At 62.0% G+C, this 17,003-nt stretch carries 16 protein-coding genes; 10 read left to right on the top strand and 6 right to left on the bottom strand.

The features are described 5' to 3' along the window. The first annotated feature begins 207 nt into the window (after positions 1-207). The 5 genes from BM70_RS0127475 to rlmF all read left to right on the top strand — a co-directional run bounded on the left by BM70_RS0127475 (position 208) and on the right by rlmF (position 6,980). Entirely contained in the window at positions 208-1,698 is a 1,491-nt protein-coding gene (locus BM70_RS0127475) for a leucyl aminopeptidase (RefSeq protein ID WP_025858995.1), read from the top strand. A 124-nt stretch (positions 1,699-1,822) separates the two neighbouring features. Continuing rightward, complete coding sequence (locus tag BM70_RS0127470) at positions 1,823-2,251, top strand: DNA polymerase III subunit chi (RefSeq protein ID WP_025858994.1); 429 nt, start codon at positions 1,823-1,825, stop codon at positions 2,249-2,251. A 7-nt stretch (positions 2,252-2,258) separates the two neighbouring features. Beyond that, entirely contained in the window at positions 2,259-2,636 is a 378-nt protein-coding gene (locus BM70_RS0127465; protein WP_025858993.1) for a hypothetical protein, read from the top strand. 251 nt (positions 2,637-2,887) lie between these two features. Continuing rightward, complete coding sequence (locus BM70_RS0127460; protein WP_025858992.1) at positions 2,888-5,734, top strand: valine--tRNA ligase; 2,847 nt, start codon at positions 2,888-2,890, stop codon at positions 5,732-5,734. Positions 5,735-5,960: 226 nt separating this feature from the next. Further along, on the top strand, positions 5,961-6,980 hold the full coding sequence (gene rlmF / locus BM70_RS0127455) for a 23S rRNA (adenine(1618)-N(6))-methyltransferase RlmF (RefSeq protein ID WP_025858991.1): 1,020 nt from the start codon (positions 5,961-5,963) through the stop codon (positions 6,978-6,980). Between the two features lie 130 nt (positions 6,981-7,110). Here the strand turns inward: rlmF and BM70_RS0127450 are convergent, their stop codons facing one another. Further along, positions 7,111-7,392: an HU family DNA-binding protein gene (locus BM70_RS0127450; RefSeq protein WP_003188840.1), complete on the bottom strand. Its 282-nt coding sequence runs from the start codon at positions 7,390-7,392 to the stop codon at positions 7,111-7,113. 396 nt (positions 7,393-7,788) lie between these two features. Here BM70_RS0127450 and yejK point away from each other — a divergent pair, with 396 nt between their 5' ends. Further along, the gene (gene yejK, locus BM70_RS0127445; RefSeq protein ID WP_010212893.1) at positions 7,789-8,793 is read left to right on the top strand and encodes a nucleoid-associated protein YejK; all 1,005 of its coding nucleotides are present in this window, start codon (positions 7,789-7,791) and stop codon (positions 8,791-8,793) included. Next, positions 8,793-9,143, top strand: coding sequence for a glutaredoxin family protein (locus BM70_RS0127440; RefSeq protein WP_025858990.1), 351 nt, complete (start codon positions 8,793-8,795; stop codon positions 9,141-9,143). The genes yejK and BM70_RS0127440 overlap by 1 nt, the downstream gene beginning before the upstream one ends. Here the strand turns inward: BM70_RS0127440 and BM70_RS0127435 are convergent, their stop codons facing one another. From BM70_RS0127435 to BM70_RS0127415, 5 genes are read right to left on the bottom strand one after another with little or no spacing between them, the layout of a single operon-like run. Beyond that, positions 9,144-10,121: a FecR family protein gene (locus tag BM70_RS0127435; RefSeq protein ID WP_025858989.1), complete on the bottom strand. Its 978-nt coding sequence runs from the start codon at positions 10,119-10,121 to the stop codon at positions 9,144-9,146. Further along, positions 10,118-10,696, bottom strand: a complete 579-nt coding sequence (locus tag BM70_RS0127430; RefSeq protein ID WP_025858988.1) for an RNA polymerase sigma factor — start codon at positions 10,694-10,696, stop codon at positions 10,118-10,120. The genes BM70_RS0127435 and BM70_RS0127430 overlap by 4 nt, the downstream gene beginning before the upstream one ends. 7 nt (positions 10,697-10,703) lie before the next feature. Continuing rightward, positions 10,704-11,030 (bottom strand): DUF3325 domain-containing protein, encoded by a 327-nt coding sequence (locus BM70_RS0127425; RefSeq protein ID WP_025858987.1) that lies wholly within the window; start codon positions 11,028-11,030, stop codon positions 10,704-10,706. After that, positions 11,031-12,605, bottom strand: coding sequence for a PepSY domain-containing protein (locus BM70_RS0127420; RefSeq protein WP_025858986.1), 1,575 nt, complete (start codon positions 12,603-12,605; stop codon positions 11,031-11,033). Beyond that, positions 12,602-12,904, bottom strand: coding sequence for a DUF3649 domain-containing protein (locus BM70_RS0127415; RefSeq protein WP_025858985.1), 303 nt, complete (start codon positions 12,902-12,904; stop codon positions 12,602-12,604). The genes BM70_RS0127420 and BM70_RS0127415 overlap by 4 nt, the downstream gene beginning before the upstream one ends. A gap of 170 nt (positions 12,905-13,074) precedes the next feature. On the opposite strand from BM70_RS0127415, the gene BM70_RS0127410 reads away from it, so the two are divergent. The 3 genes from BM70_RS0127410 (at position 13,075) to fecA (ending at position 16,929) form a co-directional block, all read left to right on the top strand. Beyond that, entirely contained in the window at positions 13,075-13,563 is a 489-nt protein-coding gene (locus tag BM70_RS0127410) for a sigma-70 family RNA polymerase sigma factor (protein WP_025858984.1), read from the top strand. Continuing rightward, entirely contained in the window at positions 13,560-14,501 is a 942-nt protein-coding gene (locus BM70_RS0127405) for a FecR domain-containing protein (RefSeq protein WP_025858983.1), read from the top strand. Before BM70_RS0127410 ends, BM70_RS0127405 begins: the two co-directional genes overlap by 4 nt. A gap of 91 nt (positions 14,502-14,592) precedes the next feature. Then, positions 14,593-16,929 carry a TonB-dependent Fe(3+) dicitrate receptor FecA gene (gene fecA / locus BM70_RS0127400; RefSeq protein ID WP_025858982.1) on the top strand — a complete coding sequence of 779 codons (2,337 nt, stop codon included), beginning with the start codon at positions 14,593-14,595 and terminating at the stop codon, positions 16,927-16,929. The last annotated feature ends 74 nt before the right edge of the window (positions 16,930-17,003 follow it).

The following is a 17,003-nucleotide window of genomic DNA, read 5'->3' as shown; positions in this document are numbered from 1 at the left end:
GCTAAAAAGATGGCGCATTATCCTGTGATTGGCCGCGCCTGTCACTGCGCAACCTCACGCACATGCACAAAGCGGGTGGCAAGGGTTGTCAGGCTCCGCCGACGAGGTTCAAACTGCGGCCTTTGTCACCGGCGGTTTACACCGCTGCCTGGTATTAAAGCCGGAGTACAGACTCTTGGCTAACAGACCTTTATAAGGGACCCGAAAATGGAATTGGTTGTAAAAAGCGTTAGCCCCGAAACGTTGAAAACCGCCACCCTCGTGGTCGCCATTGGCGAAGGCCGCAAGCTCGGCGCTGCCGCCAAGCAACTCGACGAACTCAGCGGCGGCGCCATCAGCGCGGTGCTCAAGCGCGGCGACCTGGCCGGCAAAGTCGGCCAGAGCCTGCTGCTGCAAAGCCTGCCCAACCTCAAGGCCGACCGCGTATTGCTGGTGGGCGTGGGCAAGGACGCCGAACTGGGCGACCGTCCGTTCCGCAAAATCATCAGCGCCATCCTCACCACCCTCAAGGGCCTGGGCGGCAGCGACGCCGCGCTGGCACTCGATGAAGTCGTTGTAAAAGGCCGTGACAGCTACGGCAAGACCCGCCTGCTGGCCGAAACCCTGGTAGATGGCGGTTACATTTTCGACCAGTTCAAAAGCACCAAGGCCGAACCCCGCGCCCTGAAGAAAATCACCCTGCTGACCATAAAGGCTGCTCAAGCTGAAGTAGAGCGCGCCGTGACCCACGCGCAGGCCATTGCCAACGGCATGTCCTTCACCCGTGACCTGGGCAACCTGCCACCGAACATCTGCCACCCGACGTTCCTGGGCGAACAAGCCAAGGCATTGGGCAAAGCGTTCAAGGGTCTGAAAGTCGAAGTGCTGGACGAGAAGAAGATCAAGGAACTGGGCATGGGCTCGTTCTATGCCGTGGGCCAGGGCAGCGACCAGCCGCCACGCCTGATCGTGATGCAATACAACGGCGGCAAGAAGTCCGAGAAGCCTTACGCGCTGGTGGGCAAAGGCATCACCTTCGACACCGGTGGCATCAGCCTCAAGCCGGGCCTGGGCATGGATGAAATGAAGTACGACATGGGCGGCGCGGCCAGCGTGTTCGGCACCCTGCGTGCCGTGCTGGAACTCAAGCTGCCGATCAACCTGGTGTGCATCCTGGCCTGCGCCGAGAACATGCCGAGCGGCGGCGCGACCCGTCCGGGCGACATCGTCACCACCCTCAGCGGCCAGACCGTCGAAATCCTCAACACCGACGCCGAAGGCCGCCTGGTGCTGTGCGATGCCCTGACCTACGCCGAGCGCTTCAAGCCGCAAGCCGTGATCGACATCGCGACCCTGACCGGCGCGTGCATCGTCGCCCTGGGCTCCCATACCTCGGGCCTGCTGGGCAACAGCGACGAATTGATCGAGCAACTGCTCAGCGCCGGCAAGGCAGCCGACGACCGCGCCTGGCAACTGCCGCTGTTCGACGAATACCAGGAACAACTGGACAGCCCGTTCGCCGACATCGCCAACATCGGCGGCCCGAAAGCCGGCACCATCACCGCTGCCTGCTTCCTGTCGCGCTTTGCCAAGAACTTCAACTGGGCGCATCTGGACATCGCCGGCACAGCCTGGACCAGCGGCGGCAAGGACAAGGGCGCCACTGGCCGCCCGGTGCCACTGCTGACCCAATACCTGCTGGATCGCGCCAAGGCCTAAACGCAACCCCTGCGTAGGAGCCGGCTTGCCGGCGATGGCTGCCTTGAAATCGCCACAAGACTCAAGGGCCTCATCGCCGGCAAGCCGGCTCCTGCAAGGGGTATGCGCACGCCCAGGAACTGCAATGACCCAAGTCGACTTCTACATATTGCCCAGCGCCGACCCACTCGCGCGCCTGGACTTTGCCTGCAAACTCACCGAAAAAGCCTGGCGCATGGGCCACCGCATCTACCTGCATTGCAGCGATGCCGCCCAGCGTGAAGAGCTTGACGCCCGCCTGTGGCGCTTCAAGGGCGAAAGTTTCGTGCCCCACGGCCCCGCCGAGTCTGAACCTGAAGGCCTGGTGGTTCTGGGCATGGGCGACAGTTGCGGCGATCACCATGACCTGCTGGTCAACCTGGACCTGAAAGTACCGCCGTTCGCCAAGGCATTCGCCCGTGTGGCGGAAGTGGTGGTGGAGGATCCGGCTATTCGTCAGGCCGCGCGGGAGAGTTTCCGTTTCTACCGCGAACAGGGCTATCCTCTGCAGGATCACCGGCTACAACGACTTTGAGCACACGATGGACACTCCAAACCCTCTAAAAAAAGACGACCACCTGCTGGACGACCTCGAGTCGATCCGTCAGTTGCTGGGTGATGATGACTTGCAACCGCCGCTGTTGACCGAACCGGTCGAGGGCGAGGTACAGATTCCGCTGTTGTTCGATATGGTCGGTGGCAAACCCGTCGAGCCGGCGCCGGTGGTCGAGGCCACCCCCCCGGCCGCAGCCGAAAAAGGCCCCGACGCCCTGCTGCTGCACCTGGACAACGAACTGCGCGCCGCCGCGCAACTGATCATGCAAGACGTGATCGACGACTTTGCCCCGCACATCGAAACCGAGATCAAGCGCCGGCTGGATGCGCGGATGGAGCGGCTGCTCAGCCAGTACCAATCCTAAGCCGAGCGCAGATACCCTGTGGAAGCAGGCTTGCTGCGGTGAGCGGGCTTGCCCCGCGCTGGGCTGCGAAGCAGCCCCATCGGTTTTGCAGTAAGCCCGTCGGGAAGGGGGCAAGTCGAATCGGCGCACCGCCCCTCCCCCCAACAACCCCGCTCCCACATCTCAACCCCGTCTTCACCTCGCCCTGCGCCCTATCCCCCGTTATACTTGCCGGCTTTCCTGAATAAATGCCAACTAGGGTCCCGCCGCGCATGGATAAGACCTACCAGCCGCACGCTATTGAAACTTCCTGGTACGAGACCTGGGAGTCCGAGAATTATTTCGCCCCGCAAGGCGCGGGCGATTCCTACACCATCATGATCCCGCCACCGAACGTCACTGGCAGCCTGCACATGGGCCATGGCTTCAACAATGCGATCATGGATGCGTTGATCCGTTTCCGCCGCATGCAGGGCCGCAACACCCTGTGGCAGCCGGGCACCGACCACGCCGGTATCGCCACCCAGATGCTGGTGGAACGCCAACTCGAAGCCACCGGCCAGAACCGTCATGACCTGGGCCGCGAGAAATTCCTGGAAAAGATCTGGGAATGGAAAGACCAGTCCGGCGGCAATATCAGCCGTCAGATCCGTCGCCTGGGTTCGTCCGTGGACTGGAGCCGCGAGCGCTTCACCATGGACGATGGCCTGTCGGAAGCCGTGAAAGAGGCCTTCGTGCGCCTGCATGAAGACGGCCTGATCTACCGCGGCAAACGCCTGGTCAACTGGGACACAAAGTTGCACACGGCGATTTCCGACCTCGAAGTGGAAAACCACGACGAGAAAGGCTTCCTGTGGAACCTCAAGTACCCGCTGGCTGACGGCGCCAAGACCGCTGAAGGCAACGATTACCTGATCGTCGCCACCACTCGTCCGGAAACCATGCTCGGCGATGCCGCCGTGGCCGTTAACCCGAACGATGAACGCTACCAGGCGCTGATCGGCAAGTTTGTCGAACTGCCGCTGGTGGGTCGTCGCATTCCGATCATCGCGGACGACTACTGCGACCCTGAATTCGGCACCGGCTGTGTGAAAATCACCCCGGCCCACGACTTCAACGACTATGAAGTCGGCAAGCGCCACAACCTGCCGCTGCTGAACATCTTCGACAAGAATGCCGCCGTATTGCCGGCCTGCCAGGTGTTCAACCTGGACGGTACGCTGAACGAAAGCATCGACGGCAAGATCCCGGCTGAATACGCCGGCCTCGACCGTTTCGAAGCGCGCAAGCAGATCGTGGCCGCCTTCGACGCCGCCGGCCTGTTGGTCAGTGTCGACGACCACGGCCTGAAAGTGCCGAAGGGCGACCGCTCCGGCACCGTGATCGAGCCGTGGCTGACCGACCAGTGGTATGTGTCCACCAAGCCGCTGGCCGAGCCTGCGATCGCTGCCGTGGAAGACGGCCGTATCCAGTTCGTGCCCAAGCAGTACGAAAACATGTACTTCTCGTGGATGCGTGACATCCAGGATTGGTGCATCAGCCGTCAGCTGTGGTGGGGCCATCGCATTCCGGCCTGGTACGACGAGTCGGGCAAGGTCTATGTAGGCCGCGACGAAGCCGAAGTGCGTGCCAAGCACAACCTGGGGGCGGACGTTGCGCTGCAACAGGACAACGACGTGCTGGACACCTGGTTCAGCTCCGGCCTGTGGACCTTCTCCACCCTGGGCTGGCCGCAGCAGACCGAATTCCTGAAGAAATTCCACTCCACCGACGTACTGGTCACCGGTTTCGACATCATTTTCTTCTGGGTTGCCCGGATGATCATGCTGACCATGCACCTGGTGAAGAACGAGGACGGCACCCCGCAGGTGCCGTTCAAGACCGTGTACGTGCACGGCCTGGTGCGTGACGGCCAGGGCCAGAAGATGTCCAAGTCCAAGGGCAACGTCCTGGACCCGCTGGACATCATCGATGGCATCGACCTGGAAACCCTGGTGCAGAAACGCACCTCGGGCCTGATGCAGCCGAAACTGGCGAAGAAGATCGAGAAGCAGACCCGCGACGAGTTCGCCGACGGCATCGCCAGCTACGGCACCGACGCCCTGCGCTTCACCTTCTGCTCGCTGGCGTCAACCGGTCGCGACATCAAGTTCGACATGGGCCGCGTCGAAGGCTATCGCAACTTCTGCAACAAGATCTGGAACGCTGCGCGCTACGTGCTGGATAAAGGCGAAGACTGCGGCCAGAACGGCGAAGCCGTCGAACTGAGCCTGGCCGACCGCTGGATCATCTCGCAGCTGCAACGCACCGAAGCCGAAGTGACCCGTCAACTCGACCAGTTCCGTTTCGACCTGGCTGCACAGGCCCTGTACGAGTTCATCTGGAACCAGTATTGCGACTGGTACCTGGAACTGTCCAAGCCGGTGCTGTGGGACGAAAACGCGCCGATCGAACGCCAGCGCGGCACTCGCCGCACCCTGGTGCGCGTATTGGAAGTGGCGCTGCGCCTGGCGCATCCGTTCATGCCGTTCATCACCGAAGAAATCTGGCAGCGCCTGGCGCCGCTGGCCGGTATCGAAGGCAAGACCATCATGCTGCAACCTTGGCCGGTGGCCAACGAAGCCCGCATCGATGAGGCGGCCGAAAGCGATATCGAGTGGCTCAAGACCCTGATGCTCGGCACGCGCAACATCCGCGCCGAGATGAACATCGGGCCGGGCAAGCCACTGGCGGTATTCGTGAAGAACGCCAGCGCCGAAGACCAGCGTCGTCTCACCGAGAACGATGCGCTGCTCAAGAAGCTGGCGAAGCTGGAGTCGATCACTGTATTGGCGGCCGATGCAGAAGCTCCATTGTCCGCGACCGCGCTGGTCGGTGACATGGAAGTGCTGGTGCCAATGGCCGGCCTGATCGACAAGGGCGCTGAACTGGCCCGCCTCGACAAGGAAATCGCGCGCCTGCAAGGCGAAGTGCAGCGAGTGGGCGGCAAGCTGTCCAACGCGGCCTTCGTCGACAAGGCGCCGGCGGAAGTGATCGAAAAAGAACGCGCCAAGCTCGCCGAGGCTGAACAGGCCCTGGGCAAGCTGGCGGAGCAACATGCGCGGATTTCCAGCCTGTAAGGCGCGAGCCGTGTGAAAAAAGAGACCTTCGGGTCTCTTTTTTTGTCTGAAACGGCTGCACACGCGGCCAATGTGGGAGGGGGCTTGCCCCCGATGGCGGAGGGTCAGTTACCCGATAAGTGACTGACACCCTGCCATCGGGGGCAAGCCCCCTCCCACATTTGACCGAGTTGTCCTCGGGAATGTGTGACAATGCCCATCACTTTGAGCCAACACCAGAATCATCATGACCGCCCCCAGCACGCCAAAACCTCCGCGCAAGAAGCCTAAAACCGCAGCCACGGCCAAGCCCGTTGTGCCGCGCAAAGAGGCCACCCTGCATCCGCGCAACCGCCACACAGGCCGTTACGACTTCCCGGCGCTGATCAAGACCACGCCGGAACTGGCGCAATTCGTGATCATCAACCCGTATGGCAAGGAAAGTATCGACTTCGCCAGCCCGGATGCAGTGCGGGTGTTCAACCGCGCGCTGTTGAAAAGCTTCTATGGCATCCAGCACTGGGACATCCCGGCCGATTACCTGTGCCCACCGGTACCGGGCCGTGCCGACTACGTGCATTTCCTCGCCGACCTGCTGGCCAGCGGCAATGACGGCAAGATCCCCCGCGGTTCGATCGTCAAGGTGCTGGACATCGGCATGGGCGCCAACTGCGTCTACCCGCTGATTGGCTACATGGAGTACCGCTGGAACTTCCTCGGTTCGGAGGTAGACCCTATCGCCGTGGCGGCGGCCAAGGCCATCGTACAGTCCAACGACCTGAGCAAGGTCATCCAGCTGCGCCAGCAGAACAATCCCAAGCTGATCCTGCTGGGCTTGCTGGAGCCGGGCGAACGCTTCGACCTGACCATGTGCAACCCACCGTTCCATGCGTCCATGGACGAAGCCACCAAGGGCAGCGAACGCAAGTGGCGCGCCCTGGGCAAGGCCGATCCCAAGCGCAAGCTGCCGGTACTGAACTTCGGTGGCCAGTCGGCTGAGCTGTGGTGTGAAGGCGGTGAAGCGCGCTTTGTGACGCAACTGATTGCCGAGAGCGCGCACTTTGCCCACAAGGTGTTGTGGTTCAGCACCCTGGTGTCAAAAGCGTCGAACTTGCCCGCGATCGAGACAGCCCTGAAAAAAGCCGGCGTGCTGGAAAGCCAAGTGGTGGAAATGTCCCAGGGGCAGAAGCAGAGCCGCTTCGTGGCCTGGACCTTCCAGACCAAGAACGAGCAGCAGATCTGGCGTCAGCGCTGGGTGCGCGACTAAATCACTGGTGGGGCCGCTCACCACAAAAACAGGTGCCGGCCGATAAAAACCATTCAGGTGCCCGTACAAATCGCAGGCAACAAAAAACCGTGCCCGGATCGCTCCGGAGCACGGTTTTTTTTGCTGCGTCTTACTTGTTAACAGCGTCGGTCAGGCCTTTGGCCACAACCAGCTTGATAACTTTCTTGGCAGCGATTTCGATGGCAGCGCCAGTCGAAGGGTTACGGCCAGTACGGGCAGGACGCTCGGTCACTTTCAGTTTGCCAACGCCTGGCAGAGTGATTTCGCCGCCGTTTTCCAGCTGGTCAGCAACAACTTGGCTCAGTTGGTCCAGCAGAGCGCGCACGGTAGTTTTCGGTGCGTCTACTGCTTCAGCCAGGTCAGCGATCAGTTGGTCTTTAGTAATAGCCATTGTGGTGTTCCTTCCCTATCAAATTCATATGGATTGCAGAGTGCAGTGTCAGCCGTCGAGCCCGACCGTCATGGCCTGGCACCCCCGGCTATAACCACGGAGATCGGGGTTATAGATGCTTGAAACGGGGATTGGTTCGACCTGACAGATGCTGAATGCACGCTTATCGCCGAGACTTGGCGTAAGACGGGGCAAAACTAGCACAGAGACGGGGAAATATCCGCTTCTACCTACCCATTTGGTCAGCTTTATCGCTCTAAACCGTGAAAAAAAGGCATATAGCCCGTCGGAGAGCGCCCAAAACACCCTTCGAAGCCCGTCTCGGCCAATGGTGCGGTACACTTGGCGACTTTTCGGGGAGGCCCACCGCTCCCCTATCAACCAGCCGAGAAGCCTATGCCGATCCGTCATTGCATCGTCCACCTGATCGACAAAAAACCCGACGGCACACCTGCAGTTCTCCACGCCCGCGACTCCGAGCTTGCCGAGTCGGCCGCCATCGAGAACATGCTTGCCGACCTCAACGAGAGCTACAACGCCAAACAAGGCAAGGCCTGGGGTTTCTTCCATGCCGAGTCCGGCGCGCACCCGTTCAGCGGCTGGTTGAAGGAGTATTTCGACGGCGGGCAGGATTTCACCACCTTTAGCCGCACCGCTGTCGAGCACCTGCAGAAGCTGATGGAAGAGTCCAACCTCTCCACTGGCGGTCATGTGCTGTTTGCCCATTACCAGCAAGGCATGACCGACTACCTGGCCATCGCCCTGCTGCACCACAGCGAAGGCGTGGCGGTGACCGACGAGCTGGACGTGACCCCCTCGCGCCATCTGGACCTGGGCCAACTGCACCTGGCAGCGCGCATCAACGTCTCCGAGTGGCAAAACAACAAACAGTCCAAGCAGTACATCTCGTTTATCAAGGGCAAGAACGGCAAGAAGGTTTCGGAATACTTCCGCGACTTCATCGGCTGCCAGGAAGGCGTCGACGGCCCGGGCGAGACCCGTACCCTGCTCAAGGCCTTCAGCGACTTCGTCGAAAGCGAAGACCTGCCGGACGAGTCCGCTCGCGAAAAGACCAAGACCCTGGTCGACTACGCCAGCAGCCAGGCCAAGCTCGGTGAACCAATGGGCCTGGAAGAGCTATCGGGCTTGATCGATGAGGATCGGCCAAAAGCGTTCTACGACCATATCCGCAACAAGGATTACGGCCTGTCGCCGGAAATCCCTGCTGACAAACGCACCCTCAACCAGTTCCGCCGCTTCACCGGCCGCGCCGAGGGCTTGTCCATCAGTTTCGAAGCCCACCTGCTGGGCGACAAGATCGAATATGACGAAGCCGCCGGCACCTTGATCATCAAGGGCCTGCCGACCCAACTGACCGATCAGCTCAAGCGCCGCAACTGATGCTTGGCGGGGTTTTCAAGAAAGTCCTGCTGGTGTTGCTGGTGGTGGTCGTGATCCAGAACTGGGGCAAGATCGAGCGGGTGTTCAACCCGTCGCAGGTGGCCCCTGAGCACGTGCGCGCCTCGGCGCGCGTGGTGCTCTATGCCACTGAGTGGTGTGGTTACTGCAAGCAGATCCGCCGGTTCCTGGACCAGAAAGGCATTCCCTACCAGGCATTCGATATCGAGAAGGACGCCCAGGCGCGCAAGGCATATGAGGCGTTGGGCGGTGGCGGGATTCCGTTTGTGGAGGTGAACGGCACGCTGATTCGCGAATACAGCCCGGAGAAGATCATGGCTGCGCTGAAGTAATCAGCGCACCACGATCATCCGCCCCAATACCGTGTGCTGTTCAAAGCCGAGCACGGCCTGCAACGCATTCAACACCGCCTGCGGGTCCTTGCTCGGGAAACTGCCGCTGACGCGCCTGGCGCCCATCTCATCGTTGAGCAACAGGATGCGACCGGGGTAGTAACGCTCAAGGTCCTTGACCACGTCGGCCAGTGGCGCCTTGTAGTAGTTGAGCCACCCGTCGCGCCAGGCCAGGCGTGATTCGCTGTCGACCCCATGCAGCTGATCGGCAATACCATCGGCGTAGGCCACTTGCTGGCCTGCTGTGAGAATCTGCTGCTGGCCCTGTTTTGACGGCGTCACGCCAACCCGCCCGGACAATACCGTTACCTGCGCGCCTGCCGGTTGCAGGCGCACCTCAAACTGTGTGCCCAGCACCCGTGCTTCGCCACTGCCCGCCTCCACGACGAACGAATCACCGGTGTGGGTCACGCTGAAAAAACCTGCCCCTCGACGCAGCTGGATATGCCGCTCGCCCTGGGTGAAATCCACGGCAATGGCACTGTCGGCGTCCAGGGTGACTTGGGACTTGTCGGCCAGCGTGACGGTTTTGACCTCCCCCGGAGCCGTCACGTAGTCGGCGCCAAAGTCATCGACCCAGCGCGACGGCTGCCAGCCGGCGCCCATGGACACCATCACCACCAGGCACGCAGCCATGGCCAGCGCGCCGGACCAACGCACCACCCGCGAGCGCTTCGACGTGTTCATCGCATTGAGGTAGCCCTGCAAGGCCATGGCGTCTTCGTCCGCCAGTTTGCGTGCCGGTACTTCGCTCAACTCCCACAGCACCTGGGCCTGGGCGTACGCCTCGACGTGCGCGGGATCGGCGCGCAGCCAGCGGCTGAACGTGGCTTGGTCGCCGCTGCTGGGTTGGTCGTGCAGCAGGCTCAGCCAGGCCAGTGCGGCGTGTTCCTGGTCGGGCGTGGGGGTGACGTTCACGGTGCTTTCCCTGGCGTGCGTGGGGATGGGGGTTCGCGAAGGCTGGCTTTGCAAGCTTCGAGGGCACGCATCATATGTTTTTCCACGGCACTTTGGGACAAGCCCATGGCCTTGGCGATTTCCGCGTACTTGCGGCCATGGATACGGTTGAGCAGGAAAATCTGCCGCGTGCGCTCGGGCAAGCTGCGCAGTGCGGCTTCGACGTGGCGCAGATCATTGCCGGCTTCGAGTGCCGCCTGAGGCTCGGAGCCCTGGTTGTCATGCTGTTCGGGCAGCCAGCCTTCACTGCTGCGCACCCGCGCGCCTTCGCTGCGCAGATGGTCGATGGCAATGTTGCCGGCGCAGCGCAACAGGTAGGTGCTGAGCTCTTCGACCTGCACCAACGGCCGGCGCCAGAAGCGCAGGAACAGGTCCTGCACCAGGTCGGCCGCCGTGGCGCGGCACCCCACGCGGCGACTCACCAGGGCCTCCATCTGCGAGCGCTGGGATAAAAACACCTGCAGGAAATGCGCACGTCCACCTGTCGCGTCAGCGTGCTGGCTGTCCTGGGGATCGGGTGGGGTGCTGATCATCAAGGTGATCTCAAAGAGTGGCGAAGGCCGCGACGGGGCTGGCCAGCAGGCCGACGCCCGCCAGGATCAAGGCCAGCCTTGGCCGATACGGCAACAACAGCACCAGCAGCAATGCGCTGAGCATCAACACGGCGCACCACTCCACCAGCCCCTGGCTCCAACCGGCGACGCTCACGGCCGGCCAGATCGACACGGTCAGCAACAACCAGCCGACCACACGCAACCCCTGGCGCCGACGAGGCGTGGGCTTGCTGTGCAACAGTTCGCCGTGATGACGATCGGTGGACAGGCACAGTGCGGCGAACCCGGCGTAGCACATCAGCAGTGCGAGCAGCATTCAGTTCGCCTCCTGCTTGAGCGTCAACGGGCGTGCGCGCTCAGCCTTGGGGGCAGGCGCGGTGCGGTGTTGCATCTTCCAGGCAGCCCAGGCGAGGAACATACCGCTGGCCAGGCAAGTCAAGTCGAAGCCGGCCATGGCCCAATCGCCGGTGGCCAGTGACACACCCAGGTGGCTGGACGTGGTCAGGGCATTGAGCAGCGGAATCGCGACAAACAGCAGCGCGCCCACACTCAGTTGCTCCACCCAACCCCGGCGACCGCGACGCAGGATGGCGTGCAACAGGCTCAGGCCCCAGGCAAGAAAGAAGGCTTGCACTTCCCAGTCGGAACGCTCGGCGAAGCTCACCGGCAGCACACGGTTGGCCCAGAAGAATGCGGCGATGGCGATCATCAGCCCGGACATGCTGGCGATGTTCAGCACTTCCACCAGGCGCAACTCAAACGGCATGGCCGACGCCTTGGCGTGTTTTAGCTGGCGCTTGCCGAGCCAGATCACCAGCCCGGTGCCGATCATCGCCGTGCCGGCCAGGCCACAGATAAAGTACAACCAGCGCAGTACCGGGCCGGCGAAATGGCCCATGTGCAGGCCGTAGAAACTGCCGCCGATCACTGCCGGCAACGACTGCTCACCGCTCACCCGCAACAGTTCACCGGTGCTGCCGTTGAACGACACAGTGCTGCCGAAATCGTGCACCACGCGGTCGGACCCGGCGCGGAACACGTTCACCGACGCATTCACATCACTCGGGTTATTCACTGCAACCCGGCCGACATGCCCGCCCGCCCACTGTTGCCGTGCCTCTTCGTACATCGGCACCAGCGACTTCAATGGCGCGGGCTGGCCGAGTGCCGGCGCATTGTTGGTCGCCGGGAACACCTCGCTGAAAAACGCCCGGGTGTCGCTGCCGTAGGAGGCCAGGATCGGCGCCGGCATGACCAGACTCATGAAAATCACCAGGCTGCTGTAGGTGATCATCAAGTGGAACGGCAGCACCAGCACACCCACCGCGTTGTGCCCGTCGAGCCAGGAACGCTGGCCTTTGCGGGGGCGGAAGGTGAAGAAGTCCTTGAAGATTTTCTTATGGGTGATGATGCCGGTGATCAGTGCGACAAACATCACCATCGCGGCAATGGTCGACAGCCAGCGGCCCCACGGGTGAGGCATCTGCAGTTGGAAATGAAAACGATAGAAGAACTCGCCGCCCATGCTTTCACGGGCTTGCACCGGTTGGCCGCTGACCGGGTCGAGGGTTTTCTGGATGAAGTTGCCACGCTTGCCAGGGTCGACCTTGTCTTGCCACATCACCGACAGGCCGGGGTCGCGGCTGTCCGGCAAGGTGATAAACCAGCGCGCGGCATTCGGCGCCTGCTGCTGCAGATACGTTTGCGCCACGGTGAGGCTGCGTGCGTCGTCCAGGGGGTGGGCCTGCACTTCAGGCTGCATCCAATGACTGATTTCGTCCTTGAAATACGACAAGGTGCCCGTCAGGAAAATCGCAAACAGCAGCCAGCCAAAGATCAACCCGGCCCAGGTGTGCAGCCAGGCCATGGCCTGGCGAAAGCCCTCTTTCATGTGCGTGCCATCCAGAAACCTACACCCGCCAGGGTGGCAAACGCCGCGCTCGGCAGCATCACGCCGAACCAGGCGCGGGCGGCGCTGCGACAGGCGAAGCACCAGAGCACTGCCAGCAGATAAAACACGAATGAACTCATCATCCCGGTGATCACTGCGTCCGCACGGGAAGTGGGCATCCACAGCGCCAGGCAGATACTGGCCAGTGAAGCCATCAGGTAACCACCCACCACGGCAGCCAGCACGCGCGAGGTCACAGCAAGACGGTAGGAGACAGGCAGCGAGGTTTTGCTTTTCATGCAGGAGGCGCCAGGTTCATCAGCACGCAATATTAATGATAAATATTCTCATAAGCAAAACAGAACGGATGAAACACCTGCGCAGACAGATTGCCGAAGCCACTCACGCGCCCTACAATGCGAACAATTCTTGTTCTCTAAAGCATGGCGATGCTTGTGGAGTGTCCGCATTGAGCCCGTCCAATACCGTCGAAGTGCTGTACAACGACCATCATCACTGGCTCACCGGCTGGTTGCGACGCAAGCTCGGCTGCCCGGAGAGTGCCGCCGACCTGGCGCAGGACACCTTCATCCGCGTGCTCACCGCGCGGGAAACACCCACGCTGATTGAGCCCCGCGCGTTCCTCACCACCGTCGCCAAGCGCGTGCTGTTCAACTTCTACCGCCGCCAGGACCTGGAACGCGCCTATCTCGATGCATTGGCGCAGATGCCCGAGCACGTGGCGCCGTCGGAAGAAGAACGCGCGATCATCCTGCAGACCCTGGTCGAATTGGATCAACTGCTCGATGGCCTGCCCGTCCAGGTCAAACGCGCTTTCCTGCTGGCCCAACTGGATGGCCTGACCTACGCCCAAATCGGCGCTGAACTGGGCATCTCCATCGCCACCGTCAAACGCCACCTGAACAAAGCGGCCATGCGCTGCTACTTCGCCCTATGAATTTCTCCACTCACGTCGCCGAACAGGCCGTGCATTGGCTGATGGAAATGCAGCAAGGCACGCTCAACCCACGCCAGCAAGCAGCCTGGCAACAATGGCTGAACGCCCACAGCGAACACCAGCGCGCCTGGGACCATATGCAACGCGTCAACCAGCGCCTGCGCGGCATGCCCTCGCCCCTGGCCCATGCCGCCCTGAACGCGCCAACGTCCACCAGCCGCCGCCAGGCCCTCAAGTTGCTGCTGGTCCTCGGGGCCGGCTCGGCCGCTGCCTGGAGCCTGCGCCAGCACTCTATCCTGCCGCCGTTGACCGCCGACTACCGCAGCCCTGTCGGCGAGCGTCGCAAGGTGCAACTGGCGGATGGCAGCCAGTTGCAGCTCAATACCGGCAGTGCAGTGGACGTGCATTTCGATGGCCGGCAACGGCTGATCCGCCTGCTCGAAGGCGAGATCCTGCTGACCGGCAGCGCAGGCAGCACACCGCTGCAAGTGCTGACCGGCCAGGGTCTGCTCACCAGCCAGGCGACCCGTATGAACGTGCGCCAATTCAACGACCATACCCAACTGGCGGTCTTCGACGGTCGCGTCGAGGTGATGCCCAATACTTACAGCGGCCTGCCGCTGACGGTCGAGGCCGCGCGCCAGGTCAACTTCACGCGCAAAGGCTGGGACACCCCGCGTCCCACCGACGCCAACAGCGGCGCCTGGGCCGACGGCATGTTGGTAGCCGCGCACATGCGCCTGGAAGATTTCCTCGGCGAACTGGGCCGTTATCGTCGTGGCCAGGTCAATTGCGATCCGCAAGTCGCCAACCTGTTGATCTCCGGCAGCTACCCGCTGGACGACAGCGAACGCATTCTCGACCTGCTGGAAGTCAGCCTGCCAGTGAAAGTGCGGCGCTTTACGCGGTATTGGGTGACGGTGCAGGCACGCGCCTGACATTTATTTCAAAAACACTGAGCCGTTTTCCACACCTCGCGTGACAGAGAAGGAAAGCCACCTTGATCCTTCCTTCTCAGGACCGCTCTTCATGCCCCAGCAACCGACGCTTCTCGCCCGCACTCTGCGCCAGCTCCTACTCGGCGCCAGCTTAAGTCTTACGGCACTTCCCCAGGTGATGGCGGCCGATACCAAGCCGTATCACATCGCCCCGACGTCGCTGGAAGCTGCGCTGAATCAGTTTGGACGCGAAGCGGGCGTGCTGATTTCGTTCGGTTCACAAGTCACGGCGGGCATGCAGAGCCGCGGTTTGTCCGGCAATTACGGCGCCGCGGACGGCCTGCAAAAACTGCTGGAAGGCACCGGCCTGCAAGCCCGCGCCGAAGGCGACAATGCCTACAGCCTGCAACCGGCCACGGCACCGGCCAGTATCGAATTGGGCACGTCCAGCGTCGTCGGCGACTGGCTCGGCGACGCGGCGCAAACCAATGTGTTCGAACACCCCGGCGCCCGTGACGTGATCCGTCGCGAAGCATTCGAACGCCAGGGCGCCACCCAGGCCAAGGACGTGCTCAACCGCATTCCCGGCGTCAACGCCCCGGATAACAACGGCACCGGCAGCCACGACATGGCGCTGAACTTTGGGATTCGTGGCCTCAACCCGCGCCTGGCGTCACGCTCTACGGTGTTGATGGACGGCATTCCGGTGCCCTTCGCGCCTTACGGCCAACCGCAGCTTTCATTCGCGCCGATCAGCATGGGCAACATGGACGCGGTAGACGTGGTCCGTGGCGGCGGCGCTGTGCGCTACGGCCCGCAGAACGTCGGCGGCGTGGTCAACTTCGTGACCCGTGCGATCCCCGATGCGCCCACGGTCAAAGGTGGCTTGCAGACCGAAACCAGCCCCTCCTCCAGCCACGACGGCTTCAAGACCACCGGCAACCTGTTGGCCGGCGGCACCGCTGACAATGGTTTGGGCGGCGCGCTGCTGTACTCCGGCACCCGTGGCGGCGACTGGCGCGAAAACAGCAACACGCGTATCGACGACTTGATCCTCAAGGGCAAATACCAACTCGACAACGCCAACAGCTTCAACGCCATGGCGCAGTACTACGAAGGCCAGGCCGATATGCCCGGCGGCTTGAACGTCGCGGACTACAAGGCCGATCCGTACCAGTCCACTCGCCCCTACGACAAATTCTGGGGGCGCCGCACGATGTTCAACGTCGGCTATCGCTATGAGCAGGACCGTCGTGAGTTCACTGTGAACAGCTTCTTCACCAAAACCTTGCGCAGCGGTTTCCTGGACCAGGGCACGTTCCTGTCGCTGTCCCCGCGCGAATACTGGGTGCGTGGCCTGGAAACCCGTTTCGCCCAAGGCTTCGACCTGGGCCCGAGCAGCCATGAAGTGGGCGTCGGTTACCGCTACATCAACGAGGCCGGCCATGAACTGCGTTACCGCACGCCGATTGCCGCTAACCAGCAGATCCCCACCACCAACAGCCGCAACGACCGCGACACGCGTGGCGGCACCGAGGCGAATGCCTTCTTCATCGACGACCGCATCGATATCGGCAAGTGGACCATCACCCCGGGCATCCGCTACGAGATGATCGAGTCCCAGCAAACCAACAACCTGAGCAACGTCAAATACAAGGGGGACTACAACACCGCCCTACCGGCATTGAACGTGCTCTATCACCTCACCGACGCCTGGAATCTCTACGCCAACACCGAAGGTTCGTTCGGCAGCGTGCAGTACAGCCAGATGCCCAACCGCGTGACCAGCGGCGAAGTGAAACCGGAAAAAGCGCGCACCTGGGAACTCGGCACACGCTATGACAATGGCAGCCTGCGGGCGGAAATCGGCGCGTTCCTGATCAACTTCGACAACCAGTACGAAAGCAACCAGACCAACGATTCGGTGATTGCCCGCGGCGAAACCCGTCACCAGGGCATCGAGTCGAGCATCAACTACGCCCTCGATGGGCTAAGCCCGGCGCTGGCGGGGTTCGATGTGTATGCCACCTACGCCTATGTCGACGCCACCATTCGCGAAGACGGTCCCAACAAAGGCAACCGCGTGCCCTTCTCGTCCAAGCACAAGGGCACCCTTGGCGTCGGCTACACCGAAGGTCGCTGGAAGCTCAACCTGGACAGCAGCTACCAGAGCAGCCAATTCGCCGACAACGCCAACACCCAGGCCGAAAGCGCCGACGGCGCGAATGGGCGCATTCCCGGCTACATGCTGTTCAGCAGCCGCGCGGCCTACGACTTCGGCCCGCAACTGTCGGACCTGAATGTGGCAGTGGGGGTGAAAAACATCTTCAACAAGCAGTACTACACGCGCTCGTTCGACGATAACAACAAAGGTAAATACGTCGGCGAGCCGCGCACGGTGTATGTGCAGACGTCTATCGCGTTCTAACTGCCCGAGCAAAAATAACCTGTGGCAAGCGGGTCTGTTGTGGTGAGCGGGCTTGCTGTGGTGAGCGGGCTTGC

It is taken from the genome of Pseudomonas sp. CHM02 (assembly GCF_000612585.1).
GTDB lineage: Bacteria > Pseudomonadota > Gammaproteobacteria > Pseudomonadales > Pseudomonadaceae > Aquipseudomonas.
Note: the sequence above shows the minus strand (reverse complement) of the source record. Positions and strands in the feature narration are given on the sequence as shown.